A 19,997-nucleotide genomic window follows, 5' to 3' on the forward strand; every position below is an offset into this window, starting at 1 on the left:
GGGTGGTTTTGGTGGAGGGCCCGGCCGCCCCGGAGGGGGTGGTGGCTTCGAGCGGGGCGGCGTGAGGGCGGCCCCCTTCGGCGGGCGGGTGCGCCGGAGCGCGCCGAGGCACCCCTTTAGAGCACGAAACGCACCGGTGTGCCCGGTACCGCCTGGGCCGCCGCCCACAGGTCGGCCTCCCGGACCACGGCCACCACCGGGTAGCCGCCGGTCGTCGGGTGGTCGGCGAGGAACACCACGGGGCGGCCGTCCGGCGGGACCTGTACGGCTCCCGACACCAGGCCCTCGCTGGGGAGTTCACCCGGGATCGCGCGCTCCAGGGGTGGTCCTTCGGTGCGCAGGCCGATGCGGTTGCTCGCCGGGGACACCCGGTACGCGCGCGTGGTGAGCGTTTTCAGCGCCTCGTGCGTGCACCAGTCGGCGCGCGGTCCGAGGGTGACCCGGAGGACGAGTTCCACGGGTGGCCGCGGCTGCGGGGCGGTGTCCACGCGCGCGTACGGGCCGCCGGCCACCCCGAGGGGCAGCACCGTGCCGTCGGCGAGAGGGGCGGGGCCGAGCCCGGAGAGCAGGTCGGTGGAGCGGCTGCCGAGCACGGGTTCGGCCGCGACACCGCCGCTCAGCGCCACGTACGACCGCACACCCGCGCGGGCGTGGCCGATGTCGAGGAGCGCGCCCGCGGGGACCCGTACGGGGGCGCCCCAGGCGGCGGGCCGGCCGTCGACCGTGACGGAGCAGTGCGCGCCCGTGACGGCGGCGGTGAGGGTGCGGCGCGGGCGCAGCGCGCAGCCGGTGAGGGTGGTCTCCAGGACCGCCGCCGAAGTCCCGTTGCCGACCAGGCGGTTGGCGAGCAGGGCCGCGGGCCGGTCGAGGGCGCCGGAGCGCGGCACCCCGAGGTGGGCGTGGCCGGGCCTGCCCAGGTCCTGGACGGTGGTGAGGGCCCCCGCGCGGATCACGGCGACAGCGCTGTCCGTCATGGCCGTACCGCCGGTCCCGCCGGTACGAACCGGACCCGGGTGCCGGGGGCGAGCAGGGCGGCCGGCACGCGCGTGTGGTCCCAGAGGACCGCGTCCGTGGTGCCGATCAACTGCCAGCCGCCGGGCGACGACCGCGGATACACCCCGGTGTACGGGCCCGCGAGGGCGACCGAACCCGGCGGCACAGAAGTGCGCGGCGTGGCCCTGCGCGGTGTCGCGTACCGCTCGGGAAGTCCGGTCAGGTAGCCGAAGCCGGGCGCGAACCCGCAGAAGGCGACGCGGAATTCGGTCGCCGCGTGGATCCGGGCGACCTCGTCGACGGGCACCCCCCACAGGGCGGCGACCTCCGCCAGGTCGGGCCCGTCGTAGCGCACCGGGAGTTCGACCGTGTCCCGCGCGGGTGCCGGTTGTGCGGGCACGTCCCAGGAGGGGAGGTCGGCGGCGAGCGCACGGGGATCGTGCACGCCGTCCAGGAGCACGGTGCGGGCGGCGGGCACGATCTCCCGTACCGGAGGCAGGGAGCCCGCCTCGCGGCGCTCCAGGAGCGCCGCGTGCAGGGCCTCGACGGCGCTGCCGGAGTCCAGTTCGACGAGGAGCGCGTGCTCGCCGACGAGCCGGGTCGTGAGCCGGGGGCGGTCAGCGGCGCCGTGAGCGGCCGCCCGGCCGCCGTCCGGGCCCGTGTGCGCAGCGCTCATGCGAAGGCCCGTACGTCGACCTGGGCGGCCTCCAGGCGGGCGCGGACCTCGCGGGCCAGGGCCACCGCGCCCGGGGTGTCGCCGTGCAGGCACAGCGAGCGTGCCCGTACCTCGACCCGCTGCCCGGAGAGCGAGTCGACCGTGCCGTGCCGGGCGAGGCCCAGGGAGCGGGCGACGACCTCGTCGGGCGCGGTCACGACGGCACCCACGCGTGCGCGCGGCACCAGCGTGCCCTCGTCGGTGTAGGCGCGGTCCGCGAACGCCTCGGTGACCGTCGGGAGGCCCGCCCTGTCCGCCACGTCGAGGAAGCGGGAACCGGGCAGGCCGAGCACCGGGAGCCGCCCGCCCGCGAGGAGCACACCGTCGACGACCGCCGCGGCCTGCTCCTCGTCGCGCACGATCCGGTTGTAGAGCGCGCCGTGCGGCTTCACGTACGCCACGCGCGTGCCCGCCGCTCTGGCGAACACCTCCAAGGCGCCGATCTGGTACGCGACTTCGGCGGTCAGCTCGTCGGCGGGGACGTCCATCGCGCGGCGCCCGAACCCGGCCAGGTCGCGGTACGACACCTGGGCGCCGATCCGCACCCCGCGCGTGGCGGCGAGTTCGCACACCCGGCGCATGGTGGCGGCGTCCCCGGCGTGGAAGCCGCAGGCCACGTTGGCGCTGGTGACGACGGAGAGCAATTGCTCGTCGTCGGTCAGCCGCCAGCGCCCGAAGCCCTCACCGAGGTCGGCGTTGAGGTCGATGACTACCTGGCTCATGTGCGTACGTACGTCCTTGGGAGAGGGGGTTTTCAGGGGTGGGCCGAGGGTGCGCGGAACTGACCGGTCTTCCGGGAGATCGTGCTCCACAGGGAGGGCGAACAGGTCCTCCCTGTGCGGGATTTCACGCGATCCCACCGAGCGGGCTCAGCGGATCTCAGAGCACGCGATGGTGCTCGTCGCGGGCGTCCGTGATGAACATCTGTCCCGGTGCGTGGGTGATCGCGAACGGTGGCCGGGACGCCGTCACCACCGTCTGCGGTGTCACTCCGCAGGCCCAGAAGACCGGGATCTCGCCCGGCTCCACGGTGACGGCGTCGCCGAAGTCGGGCCGGTCGAGGTCCGCGATGCCGAGCGTCGCGGGATCGCCGCAGTGCACCGGGCTGCCGTGGAACGACGGGTAGAGCGCGGTCTCCCGGATCGCGGTGTCGAGCCGGTCCGGCGGCACCGGGCGCATGGAGACCACCATCCGGCCGTGCAGCCGCCCCGCCGGACGGCACGGCCGTTCCGTCACGTACATGGGCACGTTCCTGCCCTCCTCGATATGGCGTACCGGCACGCCCGCCGCGATCAGGGCCGCCTCGAACGTGAAGCTGCACCCCAGCAGGAACGCCACCAGGTCGTCGCGCCAGTACCCGGTGACATCGGTGGGCTCCGCGACGAGCTCACCGTGCTCCCAGACCCGGTAGCCGGGCAGGTCGGTACGGAGGTCGGCGCCCGGCGCGAGCGGCGTGGTCCAGGCGCCCGCGTCGGTGACGTCGAGTACCGGGCAGGGCTTGGGGTTGCGCTGGCAGAACAGCAGCATGTCGTACGCCAGGGCGGCCGGGACGGCGATCAGGTTCGCCTGCGTGTGGCCGGGGGCGAGGCCCGCCGTGGGGCCGTTCGCCCCGGCCCGGAACCTCGCGCGTGCCGCCCTCGGTGGCAGGCACGCGCGCGTGGAGCTCACAGCAGCTCCTTGCCGCGGGTCTCGGGCAGCCCGAACAGGGCGAGCACCGCGATGCCGTAGGCAAGGGCGCCGAAGACCAGCGCACCGCCGACGCCCCAGCTCTCGGCGAGAAAGCCCACCAGGGTGGGGAACAGGGCGCCCACACCACGGCCCGCGTTGTACGTGAAGCCCTGCCCGGTGCCGCGTACCGCCGTCGGGTAGAGCTCGCTGAGGAAGGAGCCGAAGCCGCTGAAAATGGCCGACATACAGAAGCCGAGCGGGAAACTCACCACAAGGAGTGTGGTGTTGGAGCCCTCCGGGATGTTCGCGAAGGCCAGGATGCACAGCGCGGAGAGGAACGCGAACAGCGCGATGTTCTTCTTGCGGCCCAGTACGTCCGTGAGATAGCCGCCCGCCAGGTAGCCGATGAAGGCACCGGAGATGAGCACCGCGAGATAGCCGCCGGTGCCGACCACGGACAGGCCGCGCTCGGTCTTGAGGTAGGTCGGGATCCAGGTGGACAGCGTGTAGTAGCCGCCCTGCACACCGGTCGAGAGCAGGCCGGCGAAGAGCGTGGTGCGCAGCAGCCCCGGCTTGAAGATGGCCGAGAACGAGCCCTTGTCGCGGCTCTGCCGGCGCGCTTCCGCGGCTTCGGGGGCGTCGCTGACGTTGCGCCGTACGTAGATCACGAGCAGGGCGGGCAGGGCGCCGGTGAAGAACATCACGCGCCAGGCCATGTCCTCGTCGAGGAACTGGAACACCAGGGTGTACACGATCACCGCGAGCCCCCAGCCGACCGCCCAGGCGCTCTGGATGCCGCCCAGGGTGCGGCCGCGGTGCTTGGCCGTGGAGTACTCGGCGACCAGGATCGCGCCGACCGCCCACTCGCCGCCGAAACCGAGTCCCTGGAGGGCGCGGAACAGCAGCAGCGTCTCGTAGTTGGGCGCGAAGCCGCACAGCACGGTGAAGACGGCGTACGTGATCACCGTGATCATCAGCGCCTTGACCCGGCCGACCCGGTCGGCGAGCACGCCCGCGAGTGCGCCGCCGATCGCCGAGACCACCAGCGTGACGGTGGTGAACAGGCCGGTCTGGCCGCTGTTCAGGGAGAAGTACGCGGAGATCGCCACCATGCTCAGGGGCAGCGTGAAGTAGTCGTACGAGTCGAGGGCGTAGCCGCCGAAGGCCCCGGCGAAGGCCCGGCGTCCGCGTGGGCCGAGGGCGCGCAGCCAGGCGAACGCGCCGGTGTCGTCCGCCGGTTGGCCGTTCTGCGGAGCCTGAGCGGACTCTGCGGCAGGTGGGGTCTGTGGGTCTTGTGCTGTGCGCTGGGGCTGAGGGGTCGTACTCATCCGGCACCTCGCGGGGAGTGGGAGAGGGCGCTTCCAGGGGTGTGCGGGTTTCGCGTTCCGAGCACCGTAGGGGATTGTTCAACAATCCCTCAATACCCGTGTTGTTTCGTTCTGGTATCTGCGCTTGAATTCCGTCATGAGCGGCCTGGTGGACGACCGATGAGCGAACTCGTGGACGACCGTGCGCTCCTGGGGCGCACGAGCACGGCGGAGCGGGTGGCCGACATCCTGCGGAGCCGGATCGCGGACGGGTACTTCCCGCCCGGCGAGCGGCTCTCGGAGGAGAGCATCGGCTCGGCGCTCAAGGTCTCGCGCAACACCCTGAGGGAGGCCTTCCGCCTCCTCACGCACGAACGGCTCCTGACGCACGAGCTCAACCGCGGTGTGTTCGTACGGGTGTTGGCGGTCGAGGACGTCGAGGACATCTTCCGCACCCGCAGGCTCGTCGAGTGCGCCGTGGTGCGCGGCCTGGGGCGCCCGCCGTTCGCGCTCGACGGCCTCGCGGAGGCCGTCGAGGACGGTCAGCGGGCGGCGCGGGCGCAGGACTGGAAGGGCGTCGGCACCGCCAACATCCACTTCCACGGCGCGCTCGTGGCGCTCGCCGGGAGCGCGCGCACGGACGAGCTGATGCGCAGCGTCTTCGCCGAACTGCGGCTGGTCTTCCACGTCGTGGACGACCCGCGCCGCCTGCACGAGCCGTATCTCGTACGCAACCGCGAGATCCTCGAAACCCTCAGGTCCGGCGACCGGCCGGCCGCCGAGCGGCTCCTCGCCGGGTACCTCGACGACTCGCGGCGCGGCATGATCGAGGCGTACGAGGCGGGGCTCGGCGGCGCGGAACAGGGCTGAGCGGAACAGGGCCGAGCGGGCCCGAGGTCGCGACCTCATCGCGGTCACCGCGAGTGATCGTGCCGTGACCCCAACTCCCGTACGAATCGGGCAAAACGGATGGATGGCGGGCTCTGGACCCGTCTCATCTGCGTCGTTTCGGCCGTTGTCAGTGGGACCGCCTAATCTTGCCGACGTGACTGCACCTGCCCCGGCCAACGCCGTACCTTCCCCGGCTCCGGGCCCGGCCGCCGACGAGGGCCTGGCCCGGCGCCTGCGCGCCCTGGCCTGCACGGCCCCGCTGCACGACCTCGACACCCGCAAGGCCAACCTCGCGGGCGAGTACTCGGTGTACGCGATGGCGGAAGTGGCCCTCTCCGCGATCGACCTGGTCACGCTGAACATGGACTTCGACACCGGCGCGGACCACGACCAGATAGTGGCCAGACTGGTGCCCAGGATCGCCGCTCAGGCCCCCCGCCGCCCTGCCGCGGAGCACGAGCGGGTGGCCCGCTGGGTCCTGGAGAACCTCATCAACGTCGGCAGCGTCGACCGTGGCTTCCGCGCGGTGTACGGCACGTTCGGCCCCGACGGCAGCTATGTGCGCAGGGACTACGACTTCAAGCTGATCGAAGAGGTCCCCGGGTACGGCGGCGGTGTCTACCTGCGCACCACCGACGAAGCGGTCAACGTCCTGGTGGGCGCCCTCGACACCGACGTCACCAGCGCGCAGATCGCCGCCGAGGTGAAGCTGGAGGTGCTGATCCGCCGAGGCCGCCTCGCCGACGCCCAACTCGCCGCCGAACAGGCCCGGTACCGCACGGTGCAGTACTCCGAGACGCTCCGCCGCGCCCTGGACGCGACCCGGCGCAACGTCCGCGCGGTCGACTGGCTGGAAGCCGTCCCCGACATGATCGCCGAGGCCCTCGACCACGTCGCCGACCGGTACCGCCACGAGAACGCCATCCTGACCAACATCCGCAAGGCCCGCGACGAAGCCGAGGACCAGGAGCACAAGCGCCGCGCCGCCGAGCTCGTCGACATCGTCAAGGACTGCATCCGGCGCCACACCCAGCTCCAGTCCCGACTCCTCGAAGCGGGCCCGCTGTTCCGCGCCGAACAGGACCGGCAGGCCTTCGCACCCCCCGCCGCCCGCGCCGGACTCGACCTCTACGGCCAGCTCGTCGCCCCCGTCCTGCCGCTCCCCGTCGAGCAGGCGCTGCGCGTCACCGACGCGTTCTTCGCGCGTGGCGCCGGGCTGCGCACCCCCTCGGCGGTGCGCGTCGGCGACCTCGTCGACCTGCTGCTCACCCCGCCCCTCGAGCGCGAGCACCTGGGCGCCGTGATGCCCGAGCCCGACCTCGTCGCCACCCCCGACGACAGCCGGTTCAGCGAGGAGCAGTTGGCTGCCGCCATGGAGTTGCTCGACCTGGAGCATGACGCTCCGCGGCGTTTGTCGGGGCTGCTCGCCGAAGCGCGGAAACGTGATCCCGAACTGCCTTATTTGGTGGCACTGTTGGCAGTCCACGCCGCGAGTCCGCCCGTCGGCACCGCGTACCGGCAGGGCGAGCCGAAGCTCTTGTTCGCCGTGGACGACGGAATGGAGCTGGACGACCGAGAGTTCGGGGGCGCCGACCTCATCGTGGGGACCGCGCTTCTTGACGCGGTGGGGATGGCGGCGGACCGGGCGGAGGCGACCTGATGGTGTCCTTCCCCAGGCCCGCCCTTTCCCGTAACCGGGCCTCCGCCCCGGACCCCGATCGCCCTTCGGGCTCGTCCTCAAACGCCGGACGGGCTGACATGCACGAGGAGCAGTACCCGTGAACGACCACCACCCGGACGCCGCCCCCTGGGGCGAGCCCGACGCGCGCCCCGCGCCGGTCACCCCCGCCGACGCCGCCGACGCCGCCCGGCTCGTGTCCTTCGGGCTGCAGCCGAAACTGCAACCCGCGCGGGACACCGAATACACCGAACTGCTGCGCCGGTACCGCGAGGACGCGCCCTTCGCGCGGATCGCCGACGCCGTCGCCACCGGGCTCGGCCTGGTCGTCCTGGAGGTGTCACCGCGCGCGGGCATGGCCGTCACCGCCGCCGAGGACTCCGTCTTCGCCGTCCGCATGGGCGACTACGCGCGCCGCGCCTCGTCCGACGCGGGCGACCGCTTCCTGCACGGCCTCGCACACCTCGCGGTCGCCGCGATGGCCTTCCCGCGCCCGGAGGACCTCGCCGACGACGGCTACATCGGCCGGGTCACGGTCAACGGCGTGGACGCGTTCGTGCGCCAGGCCTGCCGCCGCCTCGAGGAGCGGGCCGAGGAGCACGGCGAGAACACCGACCCGGCCAGTGACGCGCCGGGCCTCGAAGCCGCCTGGCGGATCTGGGCGCGGCGCAGCTCCACCGGCGCCACCAAGGACGCCCGCCGGCTCGCCGGATCCACCACCGGCATCGTCGCCAAGGCCGTCGCGTTCCTCACCGACTCCGGGTTCCTGCAGCGCACCGGGGACGACTCCGGAGGCACGTACCGCACCACCGCCCGCTACCAGTTGCAGGTGCGCGACATGGCGGGCAGCGCCGCCATGGCCGAACTCCTCGACCTCGGCGTCGTCCCCGTGACCGACGGCAGCGCCAGCCTCCTGCCCGCAGAGGCGGACGGGGACCTGGAACTGGCGGCCGGGGCGGGACTGCCCTTCCACGCCTCCGAGCGGCCTTAGGCCGTGTCCGTAAAGTCTCTCCCCCAGCCTCCGGCCGGGAGGTGCCCCCAGCCCCGCGACGCCTGGCACGCTCCCCCAGCCTTCGGCCGGGGGGACCCCCACTCGCCGCACCGGGCACACACCCAAGTACGCCCAGTACGAGGGCGTCTGCCCGGCACGCCGAGAGCACGCACCAGACCCCGCAGGGCCCGCCCTCCGGGCGAACGACGAGACTTTACGGACACGACCTAGGGCGCCCTGGGCAGCCCGCGCACTGGGTAGCCCGCCCACCCCGCACGCCATCACACTCCGCACGCATTCAGACTTACGACGAGAGTCCGCCGCCATGTACGAGCTGTCCCGGGTCCGCCTCTACTCCATCGGACCAGCAGGTGCGCGCTACGCCGACACCGTGCTCGACCTGCGCGGAGTCGGTGCCGAGGTGCCCGATCCCGCGCCGACGCAGGCGGAGTTCTTCGCGGACGAGCCGTCCGGGCCGCCGCGCCGCCCCGCCCCCGCGGGCGTGCTCTTCCTGGAGAACGGCGGCGGCAAGTCCGTTCTGCTCAAGCTGATCTTCTCGGTGATGCTGCCGGGCCACCGCAACACCCTGGGCGGCGCCAGCTCCGGCGTGCTGCGCAAGTTCCTGCTCGCGGACGACTGCGGGCACGTCGCCCTCGAGTGGCAGCACACCCTCACCGGTGAGTGCGTCGTCGTCGGCAAGGTCAGCGAGTGGCGCGGACGGCAAGTGTCCAACGACCCGCGGAAGTTCGCCGAGGCCTGGTACTCCTTCCGGCCCGGCCCCGGCCTCGCCCTCGACAACCTGCCGGTGGCCGAGGCGACCGCGATGCGCACCGCCGCCGAGGGCGCCTCCGGCGCGCAGGGGCGCCGCCGCACCATGAAGGGCTTCCGGGACGCCCTCACCGAGGCGGGCAAGGCGTACCCGCACCTGGAGGTGCACTGGGAGGAGATCCACGACCGCTGGAACGAACACCTCGGTGACCTGGGTCTCGACCCCGAACTCTTCCGGTACCAGCGGGAGATGAACGCCGACGAGGGCGAGGCCGCCGGTCTCTTCGCGGTCAAGAAGGACTCCGACTTCACCGACCTGCTGCTCCGCGCGGTCACCGACACCCGGGACACGGACGGCCTCGCCGACCTGGTCAGCGGTTTCGGCAACAAGCTGGGACGGCGCGCCGAACTCATCGCCGAGCGGGACTTCACGGCCGGCTCCGTCGACCTGCTCGGACGGATCGTCGAGGGCGCCGACGTACGGGCACGCGCGCGTGATGTGCACACGGGCGCCGAGCGGCGTACGCGCACCCTCGCCCGCCGCCTCTCCGCCCGCGCCGCCGACGAGCGCGGCCGGGCCGCCGACCTCGCCGAGCGCGTCACGGCCGCCGCCCACACCGTCACCGAGGCCGAGCGGCGGCGCACCCACAGCGCGGACATCGCGGCCGAACTGGCGTACCGCAACGCCTCGTTGGCGCTCACCGCGGCGGAGAAGGCCGCCGCCGCCCAGAAGCGGGAGCTGGCCGACGCCCGCACCCTGCACTCCGCCTGGCAGGCCGCCGAGGCCGTCCTGCGCCACCGGGCCGCCGCCGACCGCTCCACGCGCGTGGCCGCCGCGATCCTCGAGGCCGAGCGGGACGCCGCGCCCGCCCTCGCCGCCCGCGCCAAGGCCGCCTCCGAACTCGTCCGCGCCCTGCACGCGGCGGCCGCGGAGGGCGAGCGGCAGGCCGACGAGGAGGAGCAGCGCTCCGCCGCGCTCCAGGAGGCCGGCGAGACCGCGCACCGCGACGCCACCGCCGCCGCCACCGAGGCCCAGCGCGCCCGCAGCGAGGCGGGCCACCTGCGCCAGCGGCTCACCGAGGTCGAGCAGGAGACCGCCGAGGCCGTCCGGGCCGGCTGGCTCGACGACGCCGCGCCCGACGCCGACCCGGCCCGTGCCGCGCTCGCCGCGAGCGACGCCGAGAAAAGCGCGGTCGCCGCCTGGGACACCGCACGGGACAGCGCGCGCGGCGCCGCCGAACGCGCCAAGGAAGCGGCCTCCGTCGAGGCCCGCGCCGAGCTCACCGCGGCCCGCGCCGCCGACGCCGCCGAGGCCGCGGAGCACGCCTGGGACGCCGACCGCGCGGCCGCACAGTCACTCGCCGCCGAGGAACGGCTCGCCGAACTGCTCGGCCTGCCACAAGGTTCACAGGGCTCACAAGGTCCACAGGGCTCACCGGGCACACCGGGTTCACAGGGCTCGGAAGGATCGAACGGCTCGCACGGTGCCGGTACGCGAGACGGTGACCCCGCAGGTCAGGACCGCGAAACTGCCCTCACCTCCGAGGAGTTGGACCGTTTCGCCGACGAGCTGAAGGAACTCCTGGAGCAGGGCGTCGGCAGCGCCGAGCGGCAGCTGTTCGACCTGCGCACCGCCGCCGCCGACGACGCCCGCATCCTCGGCGCGCTCGGTGACGGCGGACTGCTCCCGCCAGGACCCGACGTCCTCGCCACCGTCGAGTACCTGGGCGAGCACGGCATCCCCGCCCTGCCCGGCTGGCGCTACCTCGCCCAGGCCGTCGACCCGGCCGACCACGCGCGGGTGCTCGCCGCCCGGCCCGAACTGGTCGACGGCGTGGTCATCACCGACCCCGCAACCCACGCGCGCGCCCGCGAAGTGCTCGACGGCGCCGCCCTGTTGCCCCGCTCCGCCGTGGCCGTCGGCACCGCGGCCGCGCTGATCGCGCCCGCGCCCGCCCCGGAGGCGAGCGGCGCCGCGCAGCCGGACGTGTTCCTCGTACCGCCGAACCCGGCCATGCACGACGAGCACGCCGCCGACGAGGAGCGGCAGGCCCTGCGCAGCCGCGCGGCCGCGCGCGACGAGGAGATCCGGCAGCTCGCCACCCGCCTCGGCAAGGACCGTGAGCTCGCCGCGCGGCTCTCCTCCTGGCGCGCGGGCTGCCCCGCCGGCCGCCTGGGCGAGCTGGCCGAAGCCGCCCGCGCCGCCCGCGCCTTCGCCGAGGAGGCCGAAGCGGAGCTGGCGGAGGCCCGTACCGTACGCGCGGAGGCGGACGAGGTCACCGCCGAGGCCGCGCGGGTCCGCGACGAGCGGCAGGAGGCCGCGCAGCGCGCCCGGCGCGTCGCCGACGCACTCGCCGGGCTCGCCTACCGGCTCCGCGAGCGCGCCGCCTGGCAGGCCCGGCTCCGTGAACTCGCCGACGAGGCAGTGGAGTCCGAGGCCAGGGCGCAGACCTGCCTGGAGCGGGCCCGCGCCGCCGACGAGGACCGGCGGGCCGCCCAGCGCGCCGCCGACGACGCGCACCGCACCGCCCGCGCGCTGCGTGCCGAGCGCGCCGAGATCGCGGGCGCCCCCGAGGAGGACGCGTCCCGGAGCACCCCGCCGAAGGCCCCGCTCGCCGCGCTGCGCGAGTCGTACCGAGCGGCGTCCCAGCTGTACGAGAAGGTCGGCGTCGGCGCCGACCTGCGCGCCGACCAGGCCCGTGCCGAGGGCGACGAGAGCGCCGCCCTCGCCGAGCTCGACCGGCTCAGCAACAAGGTGCGCACCCGTGCCGCCCAGCTCCTCGAGGGCACCGACGGCGCCGACGGGCCGTCCCGGCAGGCCGCGGCGGGCCGCGCCGAGTCGCTCGTACAGATGCTGGAGACGCGGGCCTCGGCCGCGAGTGAGCAGTTGGGCCGGCTGCGCGGCGAGGCCGAGCGGCACGCGCCCGAGGAGGGCGACGCGCACACCGAGCTGCCGGACGACCTGGTGCCGTCCGACGCCGAGCACGCCCAGACCCTGCTGCGTACGGCCGCCGCCGAACTCTCCGCCCGCACCGAGGCGTTGACCGTGGCCAAGGACGCGCACACCGAGCTGCTGCACGCCCACCGCACCGCCGAGGACGGCGCGGGCGGCTTCGACGAGACGGCCGCGCTGCTGCGGGACCTGCTGCGCGATCACCACGACGACGCGGCCGGGGAAGGCGCCGAGCGGCCCGATCCGTACCCCGGAGGCCTGGAGGAGGCCCGGCAGTCCGCCGCCGAGGCCCGCCGCTCGCTGCGCGGCTGCGCCGCCGACCTGTCGGCCGCGGAGGCCACCGTCCGCGAGGCGAGCGACGTGCTGGTACGGCACGCCAACTCCACCCGGTACGAGCAGGTGCGCACCCCCGCCCGCCAGCAGATCCGGGAGCTGCCCGCCGCCGCCCTGCCGGAGCACGCCGCGAAGTGGGCCGAGGCGTTCGCGCCCCGACTGCGGGTCCTCACCGACGAGTTGGAGCAGTTGGAGCGCAACCGCGACTCGATCGTGGACCGGCTGCGCGGCCTGGTGGAGTCGGCGCTGACCACGCTCCGCTCGGCGCAGCGCCTCTCCCGGCTCCCGGAGGGCCTGGGTGAGTGGTCGGGCCAGGAGTTCCTGCGGATCCGCTTCGACGAGCCGGACCAGGCGACCCTGGCCGAGCGCCTCGGCGAGGTCGTCGACGAGGCGACCCGCGCCGCGGTGAAGAAGAACTCCGACCTGCGGCGCGACGGAATGTCCCTGCTGCTGCGGGGAGTTCAGGCCGCGATCGAGCCGCGCGGCGTGGCCGTGGAGATCCTGAAGCCGGACGCGGTGCTGCGCGCCGAGCGCGTCCCGGTCGGGCAGATGGGCGATGTGTTCTCCGGCGGCCAGTTGCTCACCGCGGCCATCGCGCTGTACTGCACGATGGCGGCGCTGCGCTCCAACGACCGCGGCCGCGACAAGCACCGGCACGCGGGCACCCTGTTCCTCGACAATCCGATCGGCCGCGCCAACGCCACGTACCTCCTGGAGCTGCAGCGTGCCGTGTCCGACGCGCTCGGCGTCCAACTCCTGTACACCACGGGCCTCTTCGACACGACGGCGCTGGCCGAGTTCCCGCTGGTCATCCGCTTGCGGAACGACGCTGACCTGCGGGCGGGGCTGAAGTACATCAGCGTCGAGGAGCACCTGCGTCCGGGCCTGCCGCAGCAGGACCCGGACGGTGAGACGGTGCACGGCGAGATCACCGCGACCCGGATGTTCAAGCGTCCGGCGGAGGTCGGTGAGTAGCCCTCCGGGGGCAGCGGCGGAGGCGTACGAGAGGGCTGGAAGGCCACTGTTGCGTATTGCGCGCCGTGTTGTGCGATGTGGAACATGGCAAGGTCGGCGCGTGGGACGCACGCCCGGCCGGTCGGTCAGGGCCGGAGGAGACGTGCGAGCGGTGTCCGGATGTCCGCGGGATGAAGGTTGAGGCGTTCGAACTCTTCCGCGGGTGCCCACATGAGTTCAAAACTGTTGTCCGGGCCGTGCGCCCGCGCTTCATCGCCGGACAGGGCCGGGGTGCCGCTGACGTCTGCCATGAGGAAGTACGAGGCCGGCCGGCCGTTATGGCGCCCGGTCCAGGCCAGCCGGTCGATCCGTGTTCAGCCGGCGGCTGAGGCTGAGGGTTGCGTAGAGCTGAGGGCTGCGGAGAGGGGTCGTGGCCGGGGCGGGGTACGGCGACGCGGGGCCCGGATCCCTCCCGGCCCGGCGTCCAGCCGACGCTCCCTCAGAAGCCGTAGCCCATACGTCTCGACAGGTCACCCGCGACGACGACGGCCCGCTTGGCCAGCTCGCCCAGGCGGTCCTCGGTGAGGCGGTAGACCGGACCGGACACGCTGAGCGCCCCGATCACCTTGCCGTCGTGCGCGCGCACTGGGGCCGCGACCGCGGTGAGGCCGACCTCCAACTCCTCGAGGGCGCGGGCGTAACCCTGCTCCACCACCGTGTCCAGCTCCGCGCGCAGCGGCACCGTGCCGGTCACCGTGTGCTCGGTGAACCGGGGCAGGCTGCGCGCGAGCAGGCCCTCGCGCAGCGCCTGCGGCAGGTGCGCGAGCAGCACCTTCCCGCTGGACGTGGCGTGCAGCGGGGTTCGCCTGCCGAGCCAGTTCTGCGCGGTCACCGAGGCCGAGCCGCGGGCCTGCATGATGTTGACCGCGGCGTCGTCGTCGAGGACCGCGATGTTCACCGTCTCGCCCAGCTCGTCGGCGAGTTCACGGCAGACCGGCGCGCCCTCCTGAGAGATGTCCAGGCGTACGGCGGCCGCCCCGGCCAGGCGCAGCACGCCGGCCCCCAGGTAGTACTTGCCGCGGTCCGCCGACTGGGACACGAGCCCGCGGTTCTCCAGGACGCCGAGCAGCCGGAACGCCGTCGAGCGGTGCACCTCGAGCTCGTCGGCGATCTCGGAGACCGCCGCCTCGCCGTGCTGGGCGAGGATCTCTAGGACGCTCACCGCGCGGTCCACGGACTGCACCGCGCTCGCGCTGCCCCGGCTCGGCCGCTCGGTCGCGGCCTCCGAACTCGCCCGCTTCTTCGGAGCCTTGGGTTCCTCCTGATTTTCCTCAACTTTCCGGAGCGCGTCTGGTGCCCGCCCTTCCTGCCCGTCCTCGCTGGTCGGAGCCTTTTTCCGTGTGCCGGTCATGGGTCTGATCTCACCACCTGGCGGCCTGGTCAGCGCCGCATCTGCGGGAAGCGCTTGACGTGGCTGGCTTCCCGCCCGGATTCTGTTGCGTATGGCGCTCCACGGAGCGCTATACGCAACACGATGTTACCGAACGGTCGTACCTCCCGTGCGTCCCTCAACGCATCAAGTTCCTTGCGGTCCAGGGTCGTGCACCGCGCTGCACTCCGGTGCAGTGCACCCGAAGTCCACCCCATGCGTCCACACCGTGCTTTCACAGGGGGGCCCGTGATTCCCGTCTGCCGCCTCGAAGACCTGCCCGCAGGAGAGGCCGTCCGCCTCGACCTCACCCCGCCCGTCGCCGTGTTCAACGCGGACGGCGAGCTGTACGCCATCGACGACACCTGCTCCCACCAGGACGCCTCGCTCTCCGAGGGCTGGCTCGAGGGCTGCCAGGTCGAATGCCCGCTGCACGCCGCCTCGTTCGACCTGCGCACCGGCATGCCCACCTGCCTGCCGGCCCGCCGCCCGGTCCGCACCCACCAGGTGTCCGTGGTCGAGGGCATGGTCTACGTCCACACCACCGCCGACGTCTTCGCGCAGGTACCGGCGGACGCCGTCGCCCACGCGGCCGCCGACGCCTACGCCCGTACCGCCGTCGAGGAGGGCAGCGCCGCATGAGGACCGTCACCGTCGTGGGGGCCTCCCTGGCCGGGCTCTCCGCGGCGCGCGCCCTGCGCGCCGAGGGCTTCGACGGGCGGCTCGTCGTCATCGGCGCCGAGCAGCACCTGCCGTACGACCGCCCGCCGCTGTCCAAGGAGTTCCTCACCGGCAAGGCCGACGAGAGCCAACTCGCCCTGTCCGACGACGAGGAGCGGGCCGAGCTCGACGCCGAGTGGCTGCTCGGCGTACGCGCCACCGGCCTGGACGCGCGAGGGCGCACTGTCGTCCTCGCGGACGGCCGCACCGTCGCCTCCGACGGTGTCGTGATCGCCACCGGCGCGCGGGCCCGCCCGCTGCCGGGGCCGTGGCTGCGCGGCGTGCACACCCTGCGCACCCTCGACGACGCCCGCGAGCTACGGGACCGGCTCACCGAAGGCCGGCACCGGATCGTGGTGGTCGGCGGCGGCTTCATCGGCGCCGAGACCGCCTCGTCGTGCGCCGCGCTCGGCCATGACGTGACGGTCGTCGAGGCAGCCACGCTGCCCCTGATGCCCCAACTGGGCCGCGACATGGCCGAGTTCTGCGCCGGACTGCACCAGCGCGGCGGCGTCCGCCTCGTCTGCGGTACGGGAGTGGCGGGCCTGCGCGACGACGGCACCGGTGACGGGGGAGCCGTCACCGGGGTGGCGCTGGCCGACGGCCGGGTGCTCCCCGCCGACCTGGTGGTCGTCGGCATCGGAGCCGTCCCCGAGACCGGCTGGCTGTCGGGCTCGACGCTGGCCGTGGACGACGGGGTGCTGTGCGACGACGGTGGCGTCACGGCGCTGCCCCAGGTCGTCGCGGTCGGCGATGTGGCCCGGATCGGCGGCGTCCGCCACGAGCACTGGACCAGCGCCACCCAGCAGCCGGTCGTCGCGGCCCGCAATCTGCTCGCCGGGCGCACCGTCGAACACCTCGGCGGAACCCCGTACTTCTGGTCCGACCAGTACGGCGCCCGCATCCAGTTCGCCGGCCGACGGCACGGTGGCGAGACCGTACGCATCGCGGAGGGCTCACCTGAGGAGGGCAGCTTCCTCGCCCTGTACGAGGACGAGAGCGGCACCACCGCGGCCCTCGCGGTCGACCGCCCGCGCCCCTTCATGCGGGTGCGGAGGGGGTTGCGGATGGGGTGAGGGGTGCGCTTCTTCCCTTCCTGTGGGTCGGGCCCTTCCGGGCCCGGCTCACTCGACCCTCGCCGCCGGCCCGGCCTCAACCCGAGCCGCTCACGCCCGAGACAGTTCCGCCGTACCCGCCGTACCCGCCGTACCCGCCGTACCCGTTGTGCCCGCCGAACCGGAGGCGCTCCGTACCCCCGATGGCCGACCGCGTGCCGAGGAGCGGGCCGCGCGGCGGGCGCGGCGGCGCTCTCTGCGGAGTCTTCGGGCGGTGCTGGCGGGGGAGGAGACCACTCCGTACCGCTGGTTCCAGACCTGTCTGGTGACCCAGACGTCCAGGACCGACCAGGTCGCGACCACCGTGCTGGCCACGCTGCTCAGCACCATCGGGAAGGCGAGCCAGGAACCCGAGAGCGTGCCGAGGAGCGCCACCATGCCCTGGATCAGGGTCACCGCGACAAGGATCACCGCCCGTACCGCCGCCGTCCGTACCGGATCCGGCATGCTCGGCCGGCCCACCGGATCGTCCACCCACAACTGCCGCCCGGACGCCTCGTCCCGCTGCGGACCCCCGCGCTCCGCCGTGCTCATCGTCGACCCACTCCCCACGCTGTGCGGCCGGCCACCCCGGTGCTCCGCCCGACCCCTCAGTGACTGCCCGTCTTGCGGCGAATTACGCCACCCTGTCGGTTGGTTCCCGCACCGGACCAACGAGCGCGCACCCCCGAGGTGCCGCGCGCCGCAGGTCGCCGTGCCGCAAGGCTCCGACCAACTCCCGTACGTAGAAGACGAACGGCGGTCCCGGGAGATTCCCGGCGCGGCCGGACGATTGCCCCGACTTCGGAGTCGTGAAGCGAACCGGAAGCGGACTCGGAACGGATCCCTAGGCGATTTTGGCCAACTGGCCCTGCCCGGTGGCGGGATGCGGCCCCACCTCGCGCACCGTATCCGGGGTGCCCATCTCCCGGTAAGACCGGACAACTCATGACGCCTCACGCTCGCTTCGGCCGGAATGCGATCGGCTGTGACCGTACGTGTCTTCGAGATGCTCAGGTCGCAGTAGTAGGCTCACGCCGTTTATTGCCGCACGTACCCCCGGTCACGGGGGGTGAGCTGGGGGAGGCCATGCGCTTTCGCGGGAAGTCCATCCGCCGGAAGATCGTGGCGCTGCTGCTGGTGCCACTGCTTTCCCTGACGGTCATCTGGGGCCTCGCCACGGTCGTCACCGGTCGCTCCGCCGATCAACTCCTGGGCAGTTCCACGGTGGTGGACAAGGTCGGGTTCCCGATCGAGCACACCGTCCGCGTCATCCAGGAGGAGCGCCGCCAGACTCTCGTCTACCTCGCCGACCCGCGCGCCTCCGACGCCCCGGCCAAGCTGCGGTCGCAGCGCGACGCCACCAACGACAAGGTGGCCGAAGTCCGGGCGAACGCCGAGGATCCGGACGTACGCGAGGAATTGACGGACGACGCCGCGCGGCGGCTCGACTCGCTGCTCGAGGCGTTCGACGGCATCGACAGCCTGCGCCGCTCCGTCGAGGACGGCTCGATCACCGCCGACCAGGCACTCAACCTCTACAACCGCTTGATCGACCCCAGCTACGACTTCCTGTCGAACCTCGGCGGCATCGACGACGTCTCGCTCGACATCGAGGGCCGTGCCCTCGTCGGCCTCGCCCGCACCCGTGAACTCCTCGCCCGCGAGGACGCGTTGCTCAGCGCCGTCCTCGTACGCGACCGCCTGGACGCCGCGCAGTTGCGGCAGATCGCCACGTACCGGGCGCAGCGCGAGGTGCGCAACGACGTCAGCCTGGAGATGCTGCCCGCGGCCGAACGCGAGCGGTACGAGCGCTTCTGGCGCAGCCCCGCCGCGACCCCCCTCCTCGAACTGGAGAAGAACGTCGTCGAGGGCCGCGCCGGCACCCCGCGCGGCATCACGTCCGCGACCTGGGACAAGGCCGCCGGGACCGTCCTCGACGACCTCGCCGAACTCAACACCGAGGCGGGCAACCGCTATCAGGACCGCGTCGAGCCCGCGGCCGCCGCCATCCTGCTGCGCGCCGCGGCTGCCGGTGTGGTCGGCCTCCTCGCGCTGCTGTTCTCCATCGGGCTCTCCGTACGCATCGGCCGCACCCTGGTCCGTGACCTGTCCCGGCTGCGCAAGGACGCCCACGAGGTGTCCGGCGTCCGCCTGCCCAGCGTCATGCGCCGCCTCGCCGCGGGCGAGAAGGTCGACGTGGAGACCGAGGCTCCGCGACTCGAGTACGAGAAGGACGAGATGGGCCAGGTCGGCCTGGCCCTCAACACCCTGCAGCGGGCCGCCGTCGAGGCCGCCGTGAAGCAGGCCGACATGCGCCGCGGCGTCTCCGAGGTGTTCGTCAACCTCGCCCGGCGCAGCCAGGTCCTGCTGCACAAGCAGCTCACCCTGCTCGACGCGATGGAACGCCGCACCGAGGACACCGAGGAACTCGCCGACCTGTTCCGCCTCGACCACCTCACCACCCGCATGCGGCGGCACGCGGAGGGCCTCGTGATCCTCTCCGGGGCCGCGCCGTCCCGGCAGTGGCGCAAGCCCGTCCCGCTGATGGACGTGGTCCGCGCGGCCGTCGCCGAGGTCGAGGACTACGAGCGCATCGAGGTGCGCAGGCTCGCCCGGATCGCCGTCACCGGACCCGCCGTCGCGGACCTGACCCACCTGGTGGCCGAACTCCTGGAGAACGCCACGGTGTTCTCGCCCCCGCACACCGCCGTCCAGGTGCACGGCGAACGCGTCGCCAACGGCTTCACCCTGGAGATCCACGACCGCGGCCTCGGTATGACCCCGGACGCGCTCCTCGACGCCAACCTGCGGCTCGCGGAGACCCCCGAGTTCGAGCTGTCCGACACCGACCGGCTCGGCCTGTACGTCGTCAGCCGGCTCGCGCAGCGGCAGAACGTCCGCGTCTCGCTCCAGCCCTCGCCGTACGGCGGCACGACGGCCGTCGTGTTCGTGCCGGACACGCTGCTCACTGCGGCGCCCGACTCGGACACCAGCGGCGGGATGCGGCTCGACCGGGGCCCCGGTGCCGCCGAGCGCGAGACGCCCGCCGAACGCGCCGCCCAGCTCACCACGGTGCCCGCCCAGCTCTCGGGACTGCCCAAGTCGGTCATCGACACGGCCGCGCTCGACGGCCCCGTCGAACTGGAGGCGCCGGTGCAGCCGGCCGGCCGTGGCCTCGGGCTCGGCGCCGTCGACAAGGTGACCGAGCTGAACCGCCTCGGGGACCTGAGCGACCTCGGCGACATCGGGGACGAGGACAGCGAGCGCGGCGGACTGTTCCGGCCGCGCCGGACCTCGGCCGCCGAGCGCCGCGAGCACCAGCGCCCCAGCGACGGCTCCGTCGGCTCCGTCGGCGCCGACGGAGCCGGCAGCGACGACCCGGCCCGCCCCGAGCCCGCAGGTGGCCCGCGTCCGCTGCCCCGGCGCCGGGCACCCAAGCTGGTCAGCTCGCACGGCCGCCCCGTCACCGACGACCGGCAGCGCGGCCCCCGCGCGGGGCC

Annotated in this window: 14 protein-coding genes; 7 read left to right on the forward strand and 7 right to left on the reverse strand. The window is 73.6% G+C overall.

Annotated features, from left to right (window positions below):
- Nucleotides 1–116 precede the first annotated feature (116 nt).
- From GUY60_RS16390 to GUY60_RS16410, 5 genes are all read right to left on the reverse strand, one after another.
- Nucleotides 117–974 carry a 5-oxoprolinase subunit C family protein gene (locus GUY60_RS16390; protein WP_161698444.1) on the reverse strand — a complete coding sequence of 286 codons (858 nt, stop codon included), beginning with the start codon at nt 972–974 and terminating at the stop codon, nt 117–119.
- The gene (locus GUY60_RS16395; RefSeq protein ID WP_161698446.1) at nt 971–1,669 is read right to left on the reverse strand and encodes a 5-oxoprolinase subunit B family protein; all 699 of its coding nucleotides are present in this window, start codon (nt 1,667–1,669) and stop codon (nt 971–973) included. Before GUY60_RS16395 ends, GUY60_RS16390 begins: the two co-directional genes overlap by 4 nt.
- Nucleotides 1,666–2,430: a LamB/YcsF family protein gene (locus tag GUY60_RS16400; RefSeq protein WP_161698448.1), complete on the reverse strand. Its 765-nt coding sequence runs from the start codon at nt 2,428–2,430 to the stop codon at nt 1,666–1,668. The genes GUY60_RS16395 and GUY60_RS16400 overlap by 4 nt, the downstream gene beginning before the upstream one ends.
- Nucleotides 2,431–2,587: 157 nt before the next feature.
- Nucleotides 2,588–3,376, reverse strand: a complete 789-nt coding sequence (locus tag GUY60_RS16405) for a putative hydro-lyase (protein WP_161698450.1) — start codon at nt 3,374–3,376, stop codon at nt 2,588–2,590.
- Entirely contained in the window at nt 3,373–4,704 is a 1,332-nt protein-coding gene (locus tag GUY60_RS16410) for an MFS transporter (RefSeq protein WP_161698452.1), read from the reverse strand. Before GUY60_RS16410 ends, GUY60_RS16405 begins: the two co-directional genes overlap by 4 nt.
- Before the next feature lie 159 nt (nt 4,705–4,863).
- Here GUY60_RS16410 and GUY60_RS16415 point away from each other — a divergent pair, with 159 nt between their 5' ends.
- From GUY60_RS16415 to GUY60_RS16430, 4 genes are all read left to right on the forward strand, one after another.
- A complete protein-coding gene (locus tag GUY60_RS16415) occupies nt 4,864–5,553 on the forward strand; it encodes a GntR family transcriptional regulator (RefSeq protein WP_161698454.1) in 690 nt (229 codons plus the stop codon).
- Between the two features lie 103 nt (nt 5,554–5,656).
- Nucleotides 5,657–7,234: a hypothetical protein gene (locus tag GUY60_RS16420; protein WP_246235096.1), complete on the forward strand. Its 1,578-nt coding sequence runs from the start codon at nt 5,657–5,659 to the stop codon at nt 7,232–7,234.
- Nucleotides 7,235–7,352: 118 nt separating this feature from the next.
- Nucleotides 7,353–8,243 (forward strand): hypothetical protein, encoded by an 891-nt coding sequence (locus GUY60_RS16425; RefSeq protein WP_161698458.1) that lies wholly within the window; start codon nt 7,353–7,355, stop codon nt 8,241–8,243.
- A 325-nt stretch (nt 8,244–8,568) separates the two neighbouring features.
- Nucleotides 8,569–13,272 carry a hypothetical protein gene (locus tag GUY60_RS16430; RefSeq protein WP_161698460.1) on the forward strand — a complete coding sequence of 1,568 codons (4,704 nt, stop codon included), beginning with the start codon at nt 8,569–8,571 and terminating at the stop codon, nt 13,270–13,272.
- A gap of 478 nt (nt 13,273–13,750) precedes the next feature.
- Here the strand turns inward: GUY60_RS16430 and GUY60_RS16435 are convergent, their stop codons facing one another.
- Nucleotides 13,751–14,662, reverse strand: coding sequence for an IclR family transcriptional regulator (locus GUY60_RS16435; protein ID WP_187370042.1), 912 nt, complete (start codon nt 14,660–14,662; stop codon nt 13,751–13,753).
- A gap of 267 nt (nt 14,663–14,929) precedes the next feature.
- On the opposite strand from GUY60_RS16435, the gene GUY60_RS16440 reads away from it, so the two are divergent.
- Nucleotides 14,930–15,322 (forward strand): bifunctional 3-phenylpropionate/cinnamic acid dioxygenase ferredoxin subunit, encoded by a 393-nt coding sequence (locus GUY60_RS16440; protein ID WP_161698462.1) that lies wholly within the window; start codon nt 14,930–14,932, stop codon nt 15,320–15,322.
- Nucleotides 15,319–16,476 (forward strand): NAD(P)/FAD-dependent oxidoreductase, encoded by a 1,158-nt coding sequence (locus GUY60_RS16445; RefSeq protein WP_161698464.1) that lies wholly within the window; start codon nt 15,319–15,321, stop codon nt 16,474–16,476. The genes GUY60_RS16440 and GUY60_RS16445 overlap by 4 nt, the downstream gene beginning before the upstream one ends.
- A gap of 90 nt (nt 16,477–16,566) precedes the next feature.
- Here GUY60_RS16445 and GUY60_RS16450 read toward each other — a convergent pair whose 3' ends face one another.
- Complete coding sequence (locus tag GUY60_RS16450) at nt 16,567–17,049, reverse strand: hypothetical protein (RefSeq protein ID WP_246235100.1); 483 nt, start codon at nt 17,047–17,049, stop codon at nt 16,567–16,569.
- A gap of 534 nt (nt 17,050–17,583) precedes the next feature.
- Here GUY60_RS16450 and GUY60_RS16455 point away from each other — a divergent pair.
- On the forward strand, nt 17,584–19,997 hold a 2,414-nt coding region (locus GUY60_RS16455; protein WP_161698466.1), incomplete at its 3' end, for a sensor histidine kinase.

The sequence above is a fragment of the Streptomyces boluensis genome (assembly GCF_009908195.1).
Lineage (GTDB): Bacteria > Actinomycetota > Actinomycetes > Streptomycetales > Streptomycetaceae > Streptomyces > Streptomyces boluensis.

What these genes read in the sequence shown, in the direction of transcription:
- GUY60_RS16390 (WP_161698444.1), bottom strand. Translation starts at nt 974, where the DNA reads ATGACGGACAGCGCTGTCGCCGTGATCCGCGCGGGGGCCCTCACCACC.
- GUY60_RS16395 (WP_161698446.1), bottom strand. Translation starts at nt 1,669, where the DNA reads ATGAGCGCTGCGCACACGGGCCCGGACGGCGGCCGGGCGGCCGCTCAC.
- GUY60_RS16400 (WP_161698448.1), bottom strand. Translation starts at nt 2,430, where the DNA reads ATGAGCCAGGTAGTCATCGACCTCAACGCCGACCTCGGTGAGGGCTTC.
- GUY60_RS16410 (WP_161698452.1), bottom strand. Translation starts at nt 4,704, where the DNA reads ATGAGTACGACCCCTCAGCCCCAGCGCACAGCACAAGACCCACAGACC.
- GUY60_RS16415 (WP_161698454.1), top strand. Translation starts at nt 4,864, where the DNA reads ATGAGCGAACTCGTGGACGACCGTGCGCTCCTGGGGCGCACGAGCACG.
- GUY60_RS16420 (WP_246235096.1), top strand. Translation starts at nt 5,657, where the DNA reads ATGGCGGGCTCTGGACCCGTCTCATCTGCGTCGTTTCGGCCGTTGTCA.
- GUY60_RS16430 (WP_161698460.1), top strand. Translation starts at nt 8,569, where the DNA reads ATGTACGAGCTGTCCCGGGTCCGCCTCTACTCCATCGGACCAGCAGGT.
- GUY60_RS16435 (WP_187370042.1), bottom strand. Translation starts at nt 14,662, where the DNA reads ATGACCGGCACACGGAAAAAGGCTCCGACCAGCGAGGACGGGCAGGAA.
- GUY60_RS16445 (WP_161698464.1), top strand. Translation starts at nt 15,319, where the DNA reads ATGAGGACCGTCACCGTCGTGGGGGCCTCCCTGGCCGGGCTCTCCGCG.
- GUY60_RS16450 (WP_246235100.1), bottom strand. Translation starts at nt 17,049, where the DNA reads ATGAGCACGGCGGAGCGCGGGGGTCCGCAGCGGGACGAGGCGTCCGGG.